General features: G+C 61.2%; 17 protein-coding genes. 9 read left to right on the top strand and 8 right to left on the bottom strand.

Features of this window, described 5'->3' with window-relative positions; all coding sequences use genetic code 11:
• Window positions 1-100: 100 nt before the first annotated feature.
• The 4 genes from QTL96_RS14295 (at window position 101) to minE (ending at window position 2,277) form a co-directional block, all read left to right on the top strand.
• A complete protein-coding gene (locus QTL96_RS14295) occupies window positions 101-238 on the top strand; it encodes a DUF1127 domain-containing protein (RefSeq protein WP_112822711.1) in 138 nt (45 codons plus the stop codon).
• A 214-nt stretch (window positions 239-452) separates the two neighbouring features.
• Complete coding sequence (gene minC, locus QTL96_RS14290) at window positions 453-1,175, top strand: septum site-determining protein MinC (RefSeq protein WP_112972803.1); 723 nt, start codon at window positions 453-455, stop codon at window positions 1,173-1,175.
• Window positions 1,176-1,207: 32 nt separating this feature from the next.
• Window positions 1,208-2,023 carry a septum site-determining protein MinD gene (gene minD, locus QTL96_RS14285; RefSeq protein WP_112822707.1) on the top strand — a complete coding sequence of 272 codons (816 nt, stop codon included), beginning with the start codon at window positions 1,208-1,210 and terminating at the stop codon, window positions 2,021-2,023.
• Complete coding sequence (gene minE, locus QTL96_RS14280) at window positions 2,020-2,277, top strand: cell division topological specificity factor MinE (RefSeq protein WP_112822705.1); 258 nt, start codon at window positions 2,020-2,022, stop codon at window positions 2,275-2,277. Before minD ends, minE begins: the two co-directional genes overlap by 4 nt.
• Window positions 2,278-2,355: 78 nt before the next feature.
• Here minE and QTL96_RS14275 read toward each other — a convergent pair whose 3' ends face one another.
• Together QTL96_RS14275 and QTL96_RS14270 are read right to left on the bottom strand one after the other, a co-directional pair.
• On the bottom strand, window positions 2,356-2,565 hold the full coding sequence (locus QTL96_RS14275) for a hypothetical protein (protein ID WP_112822703.1): 210 nt from the start codon (window positions 2,563-2,565) through the stop codon (window positions 2,356-2,358).
• Between the two features lie 225 nt (window positions 2,566-2,790).
• Window positions 2,791-3,891, bottom strand: a complete 1,101-nt coding sequence (locus QTL96_RS14270; RefSeq protein WP_113199008.1) for a siderophore-interacting protein — start codon at window positions 3,889-3,891, stop codon at window positions 2,791-2,793.
• 369 nt (window positions 3,892-4,260) lie between these two features.
• Between QTL96_RS14270 and QTL96_RS14265 the strand changes: the two genes are divergently transcribed.
• Complete coding sequence (locus QTL96_RS14265) at window positions 4,261-5,253, top strand: substrate-binding domain-containing protein (protein ID WP_113199007.1); 993 nt, start codon at window positions 4,261-4,263, stop codon at window positions 5,251-5,253.
• A gap of 55 nt (window positions 5,254-5,308) precedes the next feature.
• Here QTL96_RS14265 and QTL96_RS14260 read toward each other — a convergent pair whose 3' ends face one another.
• The 5 genes from QTL96_RS14260 to QTL96_RS14240 are packed head-to-tail and all read right to left on the bottom strand — an operon-like array spanning window position 5,309 to window position 10,367.
• Window positions 5,309-6,574: an ABC transporter substrate-binding protein gene (locus QTL96_RS14260; RefSeq protein ID WP_112944102.1), complete on the bottom strand. Its 1,266-nt coding sequence runs from the start codon at window positions 6,572-6,574 to the stop codon at window positions 5,309-5,311.
• A 29-nt stretch (window positions 6,575-6,603) separates the two neighbouring features.
• Window positions 6,604-7,440 carry a carbohydrate ABC transporter permease gene (locus QTL96_RS14255; RefSeq protein ID WP_112944154.1) on the bottom strand — a complete coding sequence of 279 codons (837 nt, stop codon included), beginning with the start codon at window positions 7,438-7,440 and terminating at the stop codon, window positions 6,604-6,606.
• A gap of 11 nt (window positions 7,441-7,451) precedes the next feature.
• Complete coding sequence (locus QTL96_RS14250; protein WP_289728122.1) at window positions 7,452-8,378, bottom strand: sugar ABC transporter permease; 927 nt, start codon at window positions 8,376-8,378, stop codon at window positions 7,452-7,454.
• Entirely contained in the window at window positions 8,371-9,534 is a 1,164-nt protein-coding gene (locus tag QTL96_RS14245) for an ABC transporter ATP-binding protein (RefSeq protein WP_289728121.1), read from the bottom strand. Before QTL96_RS14245 ends, QTL96_RS14250 begins: the two co-directional genes overlap by 8 nt.
• The gene (locus tag QTL96_RS14240) at window positions 9,531-10,367 is read right to left on the bottom strand and encodes a metallophosphoesterase (RefSeq protein ID WP_289728120.1); all 837 of its coding nucleotides are present in this window, start codon (window positions 10,365-10,367) and stop codon (window positions 9,531-9,533) included. Before QTL96_RS14240 ends, QTL96_RS14245 begins: the two co-directional genes overlap by 4 nt.
• Window positions 10,368-10,666: 299 nt before the next feature.
• On the opposite strand from QTL96_RS14240, the gene QTL96_RS14235 reads away from it, so the two are divergent.
• From QTL96_RS14235 to QTL96_RS14220, 4 genes are all read left to right on the top strand, one after another.
• A complete protein-coding gene (locus QTL96_RS14235; protein WP_289728119.1) occupies window positions 10,667-11,797 on the top strand; it encodes an ABC transporter ATP-binding protein in 1,131 nt (376 codons plus the stop codon).
• Window positions 11,798-11,851: 54 nt separating this feature from the next.
• Window positions 11,852-12,985: an extracellular solute-binding protein gene (locus QTL96_RS14230; RefSeq protein ID WP_113199000.1), complete on the top strand. Its 1,134-nt coding sequence runs from the start codon at window positions 11,852-11,854 to the stop codon at window positions 12,983-12,985.
• 145 nt (window positions 12,986-13,130) lie between these two features.
• Entirely contained in the window at window positions 13,131-13,955 is an 825-nt protein-coding gene (locus QTL96_RS14225) for an ABC transporter permease subunit (protein ID WP_289728118.1), read from the top strand.
• Window positions 13,955-14,788, top strand: a complete 834-nt coding sequence (locus tag QTL96_RS14220) for an ABC transporter permease subunit (protein WP_289728117.1) — start codon at window positions 13,955-13,957, stop codon at window positions 14,786-14,788. Before QTL96_RS14225 ends, QTL96_RS14220 begins: the two co-directional genes overlap by 1 nt.
• Before the next feature lie 22 nt (window positions 14,789-14,810).
• Here the strand turns inward: QTL96_RS14220 and QTL96_RS14215 are convergent, their stop codons facing one another.
• The gene (locus tag QTL96_RS14215; protein ID WP_289728116.1) at window positions 14,811-15,230 is read right to left on the bottom strand and encodes a hypothetical protein; all 420 of its coding nucleotides are present in this window, start codon (window positions 15,228-15,230) and stop codon (window positions 14,811-14,813) included.
• Window positions 15,231-15,240: the final 10 nt, after the last annotated feature.

Here is a 15,240-nt window from a genome sequence, read left to right as displayed (position 1 = left end):
AGACCGATTGCGATTCTCGGATGTCTCTTATGCAAATTTATCTCTGCTCATTATCAGGGCAATGAGATACATAATTGGGCATTCAAAAAGGAGAAATGCAATGAATATCGCCAACAAGATTGTCGAGTACTTTCAGCTCGGCAGAGCATACCGCGAACTTTCCCGCCTTGACGACGCTGCCCTCAAGGACATCGGTGTTAACCGCTCCGATCTGAAGCGTCGCGTATACGGTCGCTGATCACATCACTACCTGATTGCTTCCGATGGGCCTGCTTAAGCGGGCCTTTATCGTTTTTAGGGCTTCGCAATACGAATTCAGGGCGTTCGATACTGCCTATCCGCCCCTGAAAAATGCCCCGTCATCGACGCCGCTCGCAGCCGGCTGACACATTCGCGTTAACCTTTTGTTAACCAATTCATCGTTAATAAATCTCAACGATTTCTTAACGTAGATGACCAAATTGCTAACAGACGCCCGCTCCATCCGTATCAAGGGCCGCTCGTTTCTGGCGGTGATGCTTTCGCCGGACCTGCCGCTCGATGACTGGCTGGTACGGCTGGATGATCTGGCCGCACGCTCGGCCGGTTTTTTCCTCGGGCGCCCGGTCGTGCTCGATATCAGTGAGCTTGATATTGACCGCGCGCAATTGAAAGAGCTGATCGCAGCGCTCGGCGAGCGCAATGTCAGCATTATGGGCATTGAAGGCGGGCGTCCTTCGCTGATCGGACCAGGTATGCCGCCGGCGCTCAAAGGCGGGCGTCCGGTTTCCGATTTCGAAATGCCGCAGAACGAGCCTGTTCTCGAAGCGCCACGCAAGCCTGACGCAATCGAGACGCGGCAAACTCCGCAGTCACTGGTTATCCGAGAGCCGGTTCGCTCTGGACAGTCGGTGATTTTCGCGGAAGGCGATGTGACCATCATCGGGTCGGTTTCATCGGGTGCGGAAGTCATCGCTGGCGGTTCGATCCACGTCTACGGTGCCTTGCGTGGACGGGCAATGGCGGGGTCGTTGGGTAATGCCTCGGCGCGTATCTTCTGCCGCAGGCTCGAGGCTGAACTGGTTGCCATCGATGGCATTTACAAAATGGCGGAAGACCTGGAGCCGGGGCTTCGCGGACAAGCAGTCCAGCTCTGGCTGGAAGATGACGCGATCAAGGCCGAGAAACTTAGCTGAGCCCAGGTTGGCCAGGATATTAGGAGAGAAAGATGGGGAAAGTCATCGTCGTCACTTCAGGCAAGGGCGGAGTTGGAAAGACAACCTCTACCGCGGCACTTGGAGCGGCTCTTGCACAGAGAAACGAGAAGGTTGTCGTGGTCGACTTCGACGTCGGGCTGCGTAACCTCGACCTGGTCATGGGTGCCGAGCGCCGTGTCGTTTACGACCTGATCAACGTCATCCAGGGCGACGCCAAGCTGTCACAGGCGCTGATCCGCGACAAGCGTCTCGAGACCCTCTTCCTGTTGCCTGCCTCGCAGACGCGTGACAAGGACAATTTGACGGCCGAAGGCGTGGAACGTGTCATGGCGGACCTGAAGCGCCATTTCGACTGGGTCATCTGCGACAGCCCCGCCGGCATCGAGCGCGGCGCGACACTTGCCATGCGCCACGCCGATGTTGCCGTCGTCGTCACCAATCCCGAAGTTTCGTCGGTTCGCGATTCGGACCGCATTATCGGCCTGCTCGATTCCAAGACGCTGAAGGCAGAGCGCGGCGAGCGCATGGAAAAGCATTTGCTGCTCACCCGCTATGATGCCAACCGCGCCGAGCGCGGTGACATGCTCAAGGTGGACGACGTCCTGGAAATCCTCTCTATCCCGCTGCTCGGGATCATTCCCGAAAGCATGGACGTTTTACGCGCGTCCAACATCGGCGCCCCGGTCACGCTCGCAGACACCAAGAGCGCGCCCGCCATGGCTTACTTTGACGCCGCACGCCGCCTGGCCGGCGAAGAAGTGGCGATGACAGTGCCGGGTGAGAAGCGTGGTATCTTCGGCAAGATTTTTGGAAGGAAGGCCGCATGAGCATTTTTCGGCTTTTTGGAAAACAGAGAACCGCACCAGCTGCCCGCGAGCGCCTGCAGGTGCTCTTGGCTCATGAGCGGTCCTCGACCGGCTCGGATCTGATTTCGGTTCTGCGTGAGGAAATCCTCGCGGTCATCGCCAAGCATGTGCAGGTCGACAGCGACCGTGTGCACGTCAAGATGGATCGCGATGAGCACATGTCGATCCTCGAGATCGACGTTGAAATCCCGCTGAACGCAGCCCGTGCTGCCTGAGCGAAAATAGGGCAGGCGGCATATCGGTGCCGCCTTTCCATGGCCAGAAGGTTGGCTTAGTCCCGGCCAATCGGCAAGCTACCAGTTATTCTTGGCCAGTTCCCACTCGCCATCAGCGCCGATTTCAACGCGCTTGTTGCCGCGGTAAAAGACCGGTTTGCCGGACTTCTTGTCGATCGCGAAGCGGCTCGGCGAAAACTTCGCCTTCTCCTTGCCGTCCAAGGCAAGCGTCAGCGCTTCCTTGAACTTCCCGTTTTTGCATAGTGCCATGAACTGGGCTTCATTCATCGGAGCACTCCTTATCGACGCATGCCGTTGTTTAACCGCCCTACGCGGCCGCAATGGTTGAGAGCAGTGACCTACTGCAGACACATGGCGTTCCGCAAGCCGAATGTCACCTCAGCGTCCGCCCGCGATCATGCGCCGGGCCGACGATGAACGGGGCGGATGGCTTCGCCCCATCACCGATTTGCCGATGTCCTGTCCCTATGAAGGCATGCTAGGTCGCCCCGATCAACCCGCCATTAGTCCGGTCACGCCTCGCCTCCAGTAGCCCGCAGCCAGCGTCTGGTCGCGTCCGTAGGCCAGCGTGTCGCGCCAATATTCGCGGATCTCCTTGGTGGCCTCGTTCTCGGAGGCAAACCAACCGAAGCCAGACAAGCCCGTGGGCCATTCCACGGCTCGGATCGCGCGAACCAACTCGCCGTGCTCGCCACTGGGAATGCCGTTGCGATGGATCCAGCGAAGTTCGATCCCCTCGGGATGAGCGATCGGCTGTTCGTCGGTCGCTTGCGCGACTTCGACGAAGGCGTGGCCGCGCGCATCAGCCGGCAGTCGTTCGAGGATGCGGCTGAGTGCCGGCAATCCGGTCTCGTCGCATCCCATGATGTACCAGTCAGCCGGTCTTACAGGACGGCCTAGCGGCCCCATGATGCCGACCACGTCGCCTTCCTTGGCGTGCATGGCCCAGGCGCAGCCGACACCTTCGTGCGCGCTATCGCCATCGCCGTGGACGACGAAATCGACGTCGATATAGCCTGCCTTCGCGTCCATCTTGCGAATGGTGTAAACGCGCGCCACCGGCTTTTGCTCTTCCGATGGCCAGAATGTCAGGCCGTTTGGCCCGGCGATCGGCCATACCGGCTCGGGAATGTCCGCCGTCGGAAAATACATGCGGATATGCATGCTGCTGGGGTTGTCGAAGCGCTCGAGGTTGCTGCCCGTCAGGCGCACACGTCGCATGCCAGGCGTGACCTGCCAGGCGCGCTCGACCCGCATCAGCCGGAAGGACGAGAGTGTCGTGTCGCCGGCGAGGTCGCCCGTCCAGACGAATTGCGGCTTTTCGCTCTTCGCATAGAGCTCGACGGCAACACCGAGAAGCTCCTTGGCGCGGCGAAGGCCCTCTTCATCAGGCGACGAGGCTTCCATCGTCAGCTGTTCGGATGTCATGTCGAAGCGCGCGGAGGCGAAAGGGAATTCGAAGGTCACGCTGTCATCGGTCTGTACGACGGCGGCATCGAAGCTCGCCAGCCGGTCGACGATCAGGTGCAAATATTCAGGCAGCTTCAGCAGGCGGATGTCAGTGCTGCAGCGTAATCGTGTGGGTTCGGTCATCGGGTATCACCTCGGGTAAACGACCGGGGAATGGCAAGCCATCCCCGATGGGACATCGGACACCCCGATCCCGCCCGTGGAATGATCCCGGAGCTCGTGTTGTTGCCATAACCTTTTGTACCTGCCCTGAAGTGCGCATGCACGGAACGGTATAGGCGACGTTTCGCCGGTTTTCTACACCCATGCCGGCTTTAGACGTCCGCAATCTTGCCAATCCGCAAGGAGGTGGGCGAATTCGGCTGACCGGTTAGTGAGGCATGTGCCGGGCATATGAGACTAAGTGCAACCGGCGTATCATTGCGCGCGACGCGCCATCCCTGATAAAGCCGGTTGCTGGAGGCCTAATCCGAGAACGCGGGAAAACGATCAATGGCGACACTGCGCCAAGTTGCTGAACGTGCGGGCTGCTCGACGGCGACGGCGAGCCGCGTTCTGAACCATAGCGGCCCGGTCAGCCCCGCGATGGTCGGCAAGGTGCGCAAGGCGGCTGGCGAACTTGGTTATCGCGCTCCTGGAGCGACCGCCAAGGGCGGCCGGCGACCCGTCATCGGCGTCCTCGTGCCAAGCCTCACGAACCCTGTCTTCGCCGCATCCCTGTCGGGTATCCAGAATCGCATGCTTAGCGCCGGTCACAGCGTGCTGATTGCTCAGTCCAATTATGATCCGCTGCAGGAAGCGGACGCCGTGTCGGGCTTGATGAGCGAACGGCCGACCGGATTGATCCTGACTGTATGCAACGGCCTGACCAGTCAGGCGCTACTGGTAGATCTGCCGCCGACAGTGCTCTTGCACAATCTGCCGACGGAGCGCCATCCGGCTGCCGTCACTGTCGATAATTTCGCGGCAGGCCGGGACCTTACGCGCTACCTGCTGCAGATGGGGCATGAGCGGATATTGTTCGTCTCGGGCAGCTTCGCCGCTTCCGACCGTGCCGCGCGCCGCTACCAGGGTTACATCGAAGCGTTGCGGGAAGTCGGGAAGCGGCCGCTTGCTGCCATGCAGATCTCCTTTGTTTCGGAATACGACCAGATAGATATCCTGACCGCCATCAGGGATGGTCGCCCGACCGCGATTATCGGATCCAATGACCTTCTGGCGCTTGGGGTGATCGCAGCGCTCCGTCGCGAGGGCCTCTGTGTGCCGCAAGACATGTCGGTGGCAGGCTTCGATGGTATCGTGATCGGCCGGCTGGTCGATCCGCCTTTGACCACGATGAACATGCCGGATGCGAGCATGGGCACGACAGCGGCGTCTCTGCTCCTCGACATGGTCGAAAACGCCGCGCCCGACCGACATCTGGAGCTTGCCTTTTCGCTAAACAAGGGCGGGACGGTCCGCGATCTGAACCAGTCATCCAAATAGGAAAGCCGCCGCACGAGGTGCGACGGCCAAGCATGATCATCAGGTCGAGCTTAGCTTAGCTGCGCGGCAGCATGCCTTCGACGTCGGCGGCTGCGTCGTCGAGTGCTTCCTTCGGTGCTGCCGACTGGTCGACGATGCGCGAGAGGTTGTCGACGATCGTCTGGGTGACGCGAACACCGTTGGAGCCCGGGAAAGCGTACCACGGAACCATCAGCGGCATCTGCTTCAGGCCGGCCTGGAACAGCGGATTCTTGGTGTAGAAATCGCCCAGATAGTCTGGCGACTTGGCGGCCAGTTCGTTGTTCGGAACGTAGCCGGTGCCGGGGACGACGACCGAGGCGCCGTAAGGACCTGCCGCGAACTTGGCGAACTTCCAGGCGGCTTCCTGCTTGGCGGCATCCTTGGTCAGGATCACGACGGCGTTGCCACCGGTCGGCAGGTGGCCCTTGGCGGGGTCGAGCAGCGGCAATGGAGCCGTGCGCAGGTCGAACTTGTCGCCAACGTTCTTGATGGTGTTGCGCAGCGCGCCTGTTGTCTGGAACTCGAAACCGACCTTGCCGGCCGCGAAGGCCTGCTCGCCGGCAGACTTCGTAAACACCGGCAGGCCGCCTTCCTTGACCATGCGCTCGATCACTTCGCCGGCCTTCTGGCCTTCTGGACCGTTGAAGGTGACTTTGCTCTCGTCTTCGCTGAGCATGGAGCCGCCAGCGCCGAACAGCAGCGCGGAGAACATCCAGTCGTCGCCCTGCCAGCGGAAGTCGATACCATCGACGCCGTTGCCGAGCGCCTTGATCTTACCGCCGAGCGCGATGACTTCGTCCCAGGTCTTCGGTGGGTTCTCGGGGTCGCCACCGGCGGCCTTAACGAGATCGGCGTTGTAGTACATGATCGGGGTCGAGGTCGCGAAAGCGAGGCCGATCTGCTTTCCCTTGACCTGGGCGAGCTTCAGGATCGTGTCCGAGAAGCCCTGCTCGGCCATGTTGCCGTCTTTCTTGACGAGCGGGCCGAGGTCGACGGCGACATCGCGCTCGTCGATCATGCGCAGGCGGTTCAGCCCAATGAAGGTCAGATCAGGCATTTCCGACGTGCCGACCTGGCGAAGGATCGTCTGGATGCCTTCTTCATAGGTGGCGGACGGGCTTGCGAACTGGATCTTGATATCAGGGTTTTCTTCCATGAACTTCTTCGAGATCGTGTCCATCACGTCCTTGAAAAAGCCTGGCATCGGATAGTGGACCGTCAGCGTCGTCTCGGCAAAAGCCGGCACGGTTGTCGCCATCGAGATGGCCGCTGCGGCGAGAAGCTGGGTGATACGTTTCATCGCTCGTTCTCCTGGATTGAGGCGACCGGTCAGCCTTTGAGACCGGTCATGGTGATACCCTCGACGAAGCGCTTCTGCGCGAGCAGGAATGCGGCGACGAGGGGAAGGGTAATGATCATGGTGGCGGCCATCAGCGCGCCGTAGTCGTCACCGGCCTCGGCGGCGCGGAAATACATCAGGCCGAGGGGCGGCGTGGCGTAGTCCTGCTTGGTGATGACGACGAGAGGCCAGTAGAGGTCGTTCCAGTGGGCGACGACCGAAAAGATCGAGAAGGCGGTGACGGCGGGCCAGGCATTTGGGACGATGACGCGCGCGACAATCCCGAGTTCCGACATGCCGTCCAGGCGTGCCGCATGGATCAGATCGTCGGGCATCGCCCGGAAGAACTGAAGGAACATGAAGATCGCAAAGACCGAGATCGAGAACGGAGCCACCAGCGCAGTGTAGCTGTTGAGCAGCGACAGACTGTTGAAGCCCACATAGAGCGGCAGGGCGGTTGCATGGATCGGCACCAGCAGGCCAAGCATGACGAGAACCATCATCAGCCGCGCCGCGCGGAACTTCAGCTTTGCCATGGCGTAGGCGCAGGGAATGGCGATCAGCACCTGGAAGAAGAAGATCAGCCCGCAGACCAGCACCCCGTTCCACAGTAGCGTTCCCATCGGTACGCGGGTCAGCGCCTTGGTGAAGTTGGCGACGTAGTAGAAGTTGGTCGGGATCAGCGACAGGGCGGAGGTGAAGATCTCGCTCTGCGCCTTGCCTGCCGTCGACAGCATGAAGACATAGGGCGCAAGGAACAGCAGCGCGCCGAAGGAGAGCAGCGCCAGGCGGCTGACGCGGCCGAGGGTCCACCGGTTGGCGGTCATCGTGTTTACGCTCATGAGTAGTGCACCCGACGGTCGAGAACATTGTACTGGAGGAAAGTGAGCACCATCAGGATGGCGAGGAACACCACCGTCATCGCCGAAGCATAACCGACGCGCAGATAGACGAAACCTTCCTGGTAGATGCTGAAGAGCAGCACTTCGGATGCATGGTTCGGCCCGCCTTGAGTGAGGGTCTGGACTGTTTCGAAGACCTTCACCGAGTTGATGATGCTGATCGTCGTGACGAACAGCGTCGTCGGTCCGAGCATCGGCCAGGTCACCAGACGGAACCGATCGAAAGCCGAGCGGGCGCCATCGACTTCGGCAGCCGCATAGAGCTCACGCGGAATGGCGGTGAGACCGGCGAGGAATAGCACCATGTTGAAGCCGACGGACTGCCAGACACCGATGATCGACAGGCTGTAGAGCACGGTGCTCGAGGCTGCCAGCCAGTTGGGGCCGGGAATGCCGACCAGCGCCAGCAGGCTGTTGATCGGCCCGATGGTCGGGTGGAAGAGATATTGCCACACGGTTGCCATGGCGACGATCAGCGATGCCACCGGCAGGAAGTAGACCGTGCGGAAGAAGCTGCGCGCGGTGGTCTCGCTTTCGATCATGAGAGCGACGACAAGGCCGAGGACGATCGAAACAGGGGCCACGATCGCCGTATAGCAGGTCGTGTTCCACAAGGCCTTGCGGAAGGCGCGATCGTTGATCAGGTGCGCATAGTTCTCGAAACCGACAAAGCGGAACTTGCCCATGCCGAGCTCAAAATCGGTGAAGCCGAGCAGGACGACGGCAACCACGGGCAGGAACACGAAAACAAAGATCAGGATGATGGCGGGCAGTGCCAGGAGCCAGGCGGTGCGCGCTTCGTTGCGTTCGCGTGCTGCCGTGGTCTTGCGGGTTGCAGGTGCGTCCATGGCGATACTAGCCATGAGCCTTCTCCAAAGTCGCTTCGATGGTAATCAGGCTTGCTTTCAGGCGGCTGCCGTCCTCTGCAAAAACCATCGCCTTGTCCGCCGACAGCGAGAGAGAAACAGGCATTCCCGCCGAGACACCGCTGGCCTCCGCCGGCGAGAGCTTGGCGATCATGATTTCGCCGATCGCATCGAGCTTGCAGTAGAGGATGACCTCGGAGCCGAGGAACTCGATGCGCTCGACCTTCGCCGCGAGACCGTCTTCACGATTATCCGCCAGACGGACGAATTCGGGGCGGATCGCCAGGCTGACCGGCGTGCGGGCTGCGATCGGAGTGTGCAGGCCGAGCCTGACGCCGCCGAAGGACACCATGCCGCTTTCGGCGAGCGCCGGCACGACATTGATGCGTGGCTGGCCGACGAAGCGGGCAACCTCGATATGCGCGGGGTCATCGTAAATGACCTGCGGGCTTGCCAGCTGAAGCAGGTTACCGCTGATCATCACGGCGACGCGGTCGGCCATCGACAGGGCCTCGGCCTGGTCGTGGGTAACGTAGACGGTCGGCACGCCGGCGCGCCGATGCAACTCCACGATCTCGCCGCGGGCGTGGACGCGCAGGTTCGCATCGAGGTTGGAAAGCGGCTCGTCCATCAGGAACACGCTCGGATGGCGCACCATGGCGCGCGCCAGAGCCACACGCTGGCGCTGGCCGCCCGACATCTGGCCCGGCTTTCGGTCGAGCAGATGGTCGATCTTCAGCGACTTCGCCATTTCGGCGACATCACGCGCGATCGCCGCGCTGATTGCGCGCTGGCCGGGAAGCATGGAGCCGACGAATGGCAGGCGCTGCGCACCGGAGAGGCGGCGCATGGCGAGCGGAACGGCAATGTTCTGGCCGGCCGTCAGATGCGGATAGAGCGCGTAGGACTGGAACACCATCGCGATGTTGCGATCGGCGGCCGCAATGGCTGACATGTCCTCGCCACCGATGATGATCTGGCCCTGGTCGGCGTGATCGAGGCCGGAAAGGATGCGTAACAGCGTGCTCTTGCCGCAACCCGACGGACCGACCAGCGCGATGAACTCGCCCGGCTCGACGTCAAGGCTGACGCCCTTGAGGATGGCGTTGCCGGAGAAGGATTTGGTGATGCCGCGAAGGGAAAGCGCGCTCATTGCGCTCGCTCCCGCTGCTTCTTTGGCGCTGCCTGCGGGTAGACCTCTTCCACGACATCGTCGAGGAAGTAGGCGGTCATCCCTGGTACGGCGACCAGTTCGGTGGTGACGTCGTCACCAAGCTCGTGCACGGCCGCACCCACCAGGCGCTCTCCCGGCATTTCACGTTCCATCGTGTCGAGGATAAAGGCTGTCGGCGGCGCCCAGACGACCGAGGTCTGGCCGAACTCGCCCTTCCACGTCCAGTGCAGGTGGCCACTGCCGAAGAGCGCGACGTCGTGAGCGGCGATCAGGTCGTAAAGCTTGCGGCGCTGCGTCGAGCGTACGCTCCAGTAGCCGGTGTCGCCTTCATTGGCGTCGTCTACGAATAGCGGTTTGTGCGCGAAGATTGCGACGCGGCGCTCACCGCGCTCGGCGAGCGTCTTCTGCAGCCAGTCGAACTGTGCCTGTTCTTCTGCATCCTCGAAGCCCATGAGCAGGCTGTTCAGACCGATGATGCGCCAGTTCCCGATATCCTGCGCGAAATAGTCAGGGCCGACGAGATTGCGCCAGCGGGCAAGACGCTCCGCATTGACCGGCTGGGCCGAGCCCGGGAGGTGTCCGACATCGTGATTGCCGGGAACGATCAGCATGGGGATCGACACCTGGCGCATCAGTTCCATGGAAAAGGTCAGATCTTCGTCCTTGTCGGCGCCGTCAACGCTGAGGTCACCGGTGTGCACGATGAGGTCAGCGCCGGTTTCCTCGATCCAGCGGACCAGGGGCGCCCAGTTGCCGTTGAAATGCGGCTTGTTGGGGCTCAGATGTGTATCGGTAATATGGATGATCTTCACGGCGCTTCTCCAATTCCACACGCCGGCCAAGCTGCGGCCAGCGACGTCTTCGGCGCCTCTTTAAAGCGATCATGTGTCGGGGGCGTAACACGGCTTTCCAACCGCGTTTCATTTTCGTCATCGAATTGTCACCGCGCGTCCGAGCCTTTTTCTAGGGCCCGTTCAGGACCGACACAGCGCAGGGATCATCCATTTGATGCAGTGGACCGCGGGAACGCGCCAACCGTCATCTAACTGTAAAGGAAACATTCTAACTAGCTGCTGGACAGATTGCACAGCTGTGCAACGGGAGTTGAGAGATGGTTCAAGGCGCGTTTTTGGAATTGCGGTCGGTTGCCTGCAGATATGGCAACACCCAGGTTCTGGAGGACATAGACCTCAATATCGAGCGCGGGGAATTCGTCGCCTTGCTCGGGTCATCAGGCTGCGGAAAGACGACACTGCTGCGCGTCCTCGCCGGCTTCGTGACGCCGTCCTCGGGATCGGTCTCCGTGCGCCATCGCGAGGTGACGCACCTGCCGCCCGACAAGCGCGGGATGGCGCTCGTCTTCCAGTCCTATGCGCTCTGGCCACATATGACGGTAGCGCAGAATATCGGCTATGGCTTGAAACTGAAGAAGGTCCAGCGCAGCGAAATCGACAAGCGGGTCTCCGCCATGCAGTCTCTTCTGGGGCTGGATGGACTGGGAGCACGAAAGCCGGCGGCCCTGTCCGGCGGTCAGCGCCAGCGCGTCGCGCTCGGCCGTGCCTTGGCGGTTGATCCCGAGATCCTGCTGCTTGACGAGCCGCTTTCCAATCTCGACGCCCGCATAAGGCTCAGCGTTCGCCACGAGCTCCGCGCACTGCAGAAGCGCCTTGGCATCACCGCCGTTCACGTGACGCATGATCGCGAAGAAGCGATGGTGATGGCCGACAGGATCGTGATCCTCAATGCCGGTCGGATCGCTCAGCAGGGCACGCCTGAAGACGTCTACAACAGGCCGGCCTCGGCCTTCGTCGCCGCCTTCATGGGCGCCGAGAACGTGATCTCGCTGACTGGCGCGCCTGATGGCAACGACTTCGTTATCGCCGCGGGCCCAACGAATGCCGCCGGCCATGTCGCTCTGATGGGGCGGGACCTCGTGCAAGGCACCGTCGAGGCGCGCTTCCGGCCGGAGGCGGCGCAAATCCTCGCTGCCGAGACAGCGGTTGTCGGGTCGGGCGTTAGGCTCGATGGCGAGATCGCAGCCGTGAGCTATCCAGGTGGCCATTGGCGCCATGCCGTTCGTGTCGGCGACCGCGAGATCATGGCGGACGCTACCCGCGCATTCGAGCCGGGCGAGCGCGTCCGCGTTCATGTGCCAGCCGAGGCTCTGTTTCTCTTCAATTCGCCGAGCACCGAGCCGGCAAACGCCATTTCCCAGGTTTCGCCCGGGAAAGTCCACGCCTGACCTTTTGATGCCTGACTTTCACAACCTCACATTTTCATAACAAGGAGAAGCCTGATGCAGAGATTGACGTATGCCGCTATCGCCGTTGCTCTCGCGACGTTGCCGGTAAAGGCCGAAGAGCTGACGGTCGCCACCGCAGGCGACCAGAACATGGTCGATTACATCAACCAGTATCTCGGACCGTTGTTCGAGAAGGCCAATCCGGGCGACACGGTTCGCGCCGTCGGCACCGGCCCCGGTGATGCAGGCTCGCAGAAGATCCTGGAGCGTTTCGACGCGCAGGCAGCAGCCGAAGCCAAGGTCTGGGACGTCGACGTTGCCGTCGTGCACGAAAAGTTCGCCGGCCCGATGGTCCAGAAGGGTTACCTCGAGAAATATCGCGGCAACATCGATACCGGCAAGCTCGTGACCCGCAGCAATGCGAAGAACGCCCTCGGCTCGGATGTTGATGGCTTCGTTATGCCGATGTTCAACAGCCAGACGGCGATCGCCTATAACCCGGCACTGGTTGCGAACCCGCCGAAGAGCTACGCGGAACTCGCCGAATGGGCAAAGGCTCATCCGAAGCAGTTCGGGTACAACGGCATCAAGGGCGGCGCTTCTGGCGTGTCCTTCGTTATGGGCTGGGTCTATGCCTTCGGCGGTGGCGATGCCAACAACCTGATGACGGGTCCGTTCAAGCAGGAAGAAACCACCAAGTGGGACGGCGCCTTCAAGAGCCTGGCCGACTTCACCAAGAACGCCACGCTGACGCCTGGCAACGCTGGCACGCTCGATCTTCTGAGCCGTGGCGAAATCGCCATGGGCCCTGTCTGGGTCGACATGTTCTACAGCTGGCAGGCCAATGGCCAGCTGCCGCCGGAAATGAAGCTGGTACTGCCGGCACCTGGTATGCCCGGCCAGCCGATGCACTATGTTGTTCCTGAAAAGTCCGGCCACAAGGCGCTTGCCGAGAAGTTCATCGCGCTCGCCACCAGCCCGGAAGTTCAGGCCGAAGGCATCGTCAAGCGCTTCAACTGGTATCCGGGTATCGACGCCAACTTCGTCAAGCCGAAGCTCGACGACGCGACCTGGAACAAGCTCTTCGTCGACATCACGCCTGACGATCTCGCCAACAACGGCAAGCCTTTCCCGATCGCGCCTTACAATACCGCGATCCTCGAAGCCTACGAAAAGTCCGTAAAGTAAGCCTGCGAACCGCCTTCTCTCCCGGGGGAAGGCGGTTCGATGGACTGGATGAGAGGTGGCACGCGGTGTCGTCTTCCTTTTCGGCGGCGCTCGTCTCTGTCACCGCCTCCTCTCATCCGCCTCGCTCGCGTCTCAAGGTCGTAACATGTCGAAACGCCTACTCGGTCTCCTGCTTGTCCTGCCCGCGCTGGCGGTCATTGCAGCCCTGTTCATTCTTCCGTTGATCATGTCGGCGGTGGGCGCCTTCAGGGTGGAAGGTGGAGCGCTCGGCTTCGACAATTTCGTCAAGACCTTCGACCTCTACACCAGCGACATCGTCTTCACCGTTGTTATCGTTGGCCTATCGACCGTGTTGATTGGCATCGGCGCGATCGCGATTGGCGGCTATCTGACGCTCGGCGAACATCCGCGTGCCGTCGCGATCCTCCGCTGGCTCTATCGCTGGCCGATGTTCATTCCGTTCATCGTCGTCGGCCAGATCCTGCGTACCTTCCTCTCCAAGAACGGCATGATGAACAACACTGCCGTCAGCCTCGGCCTGATGAACCCACTCGATGCCGTGAGTTTCCTCGACTGGCGCGGCATCGTCATCGCTTTCGTCTGGAAGCAGACGCCGTTCGTGGCATTGCTCGTCGCCGGCGCGATGGCCTCCATCAACCGCGATACCATCGAGGCGGCCCGCAATCTCGGCGCGTCGAAAATTCGGCTGCTGTTCGAGATCATCGTGCCGCAGGTCGCCGTCACGCTTACCGTCGGCCTGATCCTCTCTTTCGTCACCATGATGTCGGTGCTTTCGGTGCCTTTGATGATCAACGCGCAATCGCCGACCATGCTCACCGCCGACATCGCTTTCCGCGTCAACGCCTATGGCGACTATGGCGTTGCCAATGCGCTCGGCCTGGTCTCGCTGGTGCTGGCGTCATCCGTCGCCTGGATCTATCTCCGCCAAAGCCTGAAGGAGCGCGCGTGATGACGACGATTTCTGGATCACGAGCCTCTTTTGTTGCCCTGTGGTGGGTGCCGCGCGGCATCGTCTTCGGACTGATGGCCTTCTTCATCTTCGGCCCGCTCGCCAATCTGGTTTTGTGGACAGTTGCCGAGAAATGGTACTTTCCGCATAGCCTGCCGCTGGAGTACGGCTTCAGCTCGTGGGTGAAAGTCTTCGCGCCGCGGGGCGGGGCGCTGGATTCGCTGCGCAACTCACTTGTCGTTGCGGTCTTGACCGTCATCGTCTCGCTTCTTCTCGCCATCCCGGCCGGCTATGCGCTGGCGCGGCTGAAGCTGCCGCTGCGCAGCGTAATCCTGCTCGCCTTCCTCATCCCGCAAGCCTTCCCGAACCTTACGGTCTATGTGAACGTCGCGCGCATCTTCTACGAGATTGGCCTCAACGGGACGATTCCAGGTGTTGTCCTCGTGCATGTCTCGCACGGCCTGGTTTACGCGGTGTGGATCGCCACGGCGGCCTTCTCGGCGATCGATGCGGAGTTGGAGCAGGCTGCGCGCGTAACCGGCGCTGGCGCCATGCGCACCTTCTTCGATATCACCCTGCCGCTTGCCGCTCCCGGCCTGATGGCAAGCGCGATTTTCGTCTTTCTGGAAAGCCTTGATGAGTTCACCGGCAGCTACTTTGTCGGCGCGCCCGATGTGAACATGCTGCCGCTGCTGCTCTACACGACGGCCTCAGGTGGCAATTATCAGATCGCCTCGATCACGGCTCTGCTTCTCCTCATCCCGTCGCTTGTCTTCATGCTGATTGTCGAGCGGTTCCTGAAGGCGGATGTGCTATCACGTGTCGGACACTGAGGCTTAAACCGCTCAGTGGCGGCTAGTTGGTCGGAGCGACCTTGTAGACGTCGTCTCCGACAAAGACGATGACATAGCCGCCACGCCCGGCTGCCTTCGTCGCCCACGACGTCAGCTGGCTGGCGTATGGCTCCTCGCGCCACGACTGCGGGTGGTCGGGATCGACAAGCACCGTGAGTTGATCGCCCTGACCGTACACCATCATCTTCGCGACGACAGGGTCCCATTGCGGTCCAAGCTTAGGGTCTGTCATCCATGCGCAGAGAAAATCGCGACAGAGATCCGGACGGCCGTCGTAAATGAGGCAGCCTTGTCCCGTCACGCAGTTCACGCACAGGGCATTCGCAGGCTTCGAGAGCTGATCGATCTCCGGCAGCCGGCAGCACAAGGTGCAGGTGCCGCAGGCGCGGGCGTCCATGACGGATGTCACTTTATTGGTCATCGCTGGCAAC

The organism is Rhizobium sp. S163 (assembly GCF_030380805.1).
GTDB lineage: Bacteria > Pseudomonadota > Alphaproteobacteria > Rhizobiales > Rhizobiaceae > Rhizobium.
Note: the sequence above shows the minus strand (reverse complement) of the source record. Positions and strands in the feature narration are given on the sequence as shown.

Bases quoted from the DNA above. Each gene is read 5' to 3' on its own strand.
- QTL96_RS14245 (WP_289728121.1), bottom strand. From the start codon at position 9,534: ATGAGCGCGCTTTCCCTTCGCGGCATCACCAAATCCTTCTCCGGCAAC.
- minD (WP_112822707.1), top strand. From the start codon at position 1,208: ATGGGGAAAGTCATCGTCGTCACTTCAGGCAAGGGCGGAGTTGGAAAG.
- QTL96_RS14235 (WP_289728119.1), top strand. From the start codon at position 10,667: ATGGTTCAAGGCGCGTTTTTGGAATTGCGGTCGGTTGCCTGCAGATAT.
- QTL96_RS14220 (WP_289728117.1), top strand. From the start codon at position 13,955: ATGACGACGATTTCTGGATCACGAGCCTCTTTTGTTGCCCTGTGGTGG.
- QTL96_RS14295 (WP_112822711.1), top strand. From the start codon at position 101: ATGAATATCGCCAACAAGATTGTCGAGTACTTTCAGCTCGGCAGAGCA.
- QTL96_RS14255 (WP_112944154.1), bottom strand. From the start codon at position 7,440: ATGACCGCCAACCGGTGGACCCTCGGCCGCGTCAGCCGCCTGGCGCTG.
- QTL96_RS14265 (WP_113199007.1), top strand. From the start codon at position 4,261: ATGGCGACACTGCGCCAAGTTGCTGAACGTGCGGGCTGCTCGACGGCG.
- QTL96_RS14215 (WP_289728116.1), bottom strand. From the start codon at position 15,230: ATGACCAATAAAGTGACATCCGTCATGGACGCCCGCGCCTGCGGCACC.
- QTL96_RS14260 (WP_112944102.1), bottom strand. From the start codon at position 6,574: ATGAAACGTATCACCCAGCTTCTCGCCGCAGCGGCCATCTCGATGGCG.
- QTL96_RS14250 (WP_289728122.1), bottom strand. From the start codon at position 8,378: ATGGCTAGTATCGCCATGGACGCACCTGCAACCCGCAAGACCACGGCA.
- minC (WP_112972803.1), top strand. From the start codon at position 453: ATGACCAAATTGCTAACAGACGCCCGCTCCATCCGTATCAAGGGCCGC.
- QTL96_RS14230 (WP_113199000.1), top strand. From the start codon at position 11,852: ATGCAGAGATTGACGTATGCCGCTATCGCCGTTGCTCTCGCGACGTTG.
- QTL96_RS14275 (WP_112822703.1), bottom strand. From the start codon at position 2,565: ATGAATGAAGCCCAGTTCATGGCACTATGCAAAAACGGGAAGTTCAAG.
- QTL96_RS14270 (WP_113199008.1), bottom strand. From the start codon at position 3,891: ATGACCGAACCCACACGATTACGCTGCAGCACTGACATCCGCCTGCTG.
- QTL96_RS14225 (WP_289728118.1), top strand. From the start codon at position 13,131: ATGTCGAAACGCCTACTCGGTCTCCTGCTTGTCCTGCCCGCGCTGGCG.
- minE (WP_112822705.1), top strand. From the start codon at position 2,020: ATGAGCATTTTTCGGCTTTTTGGAAAACAGAGAACCGCACCAGCTGCC.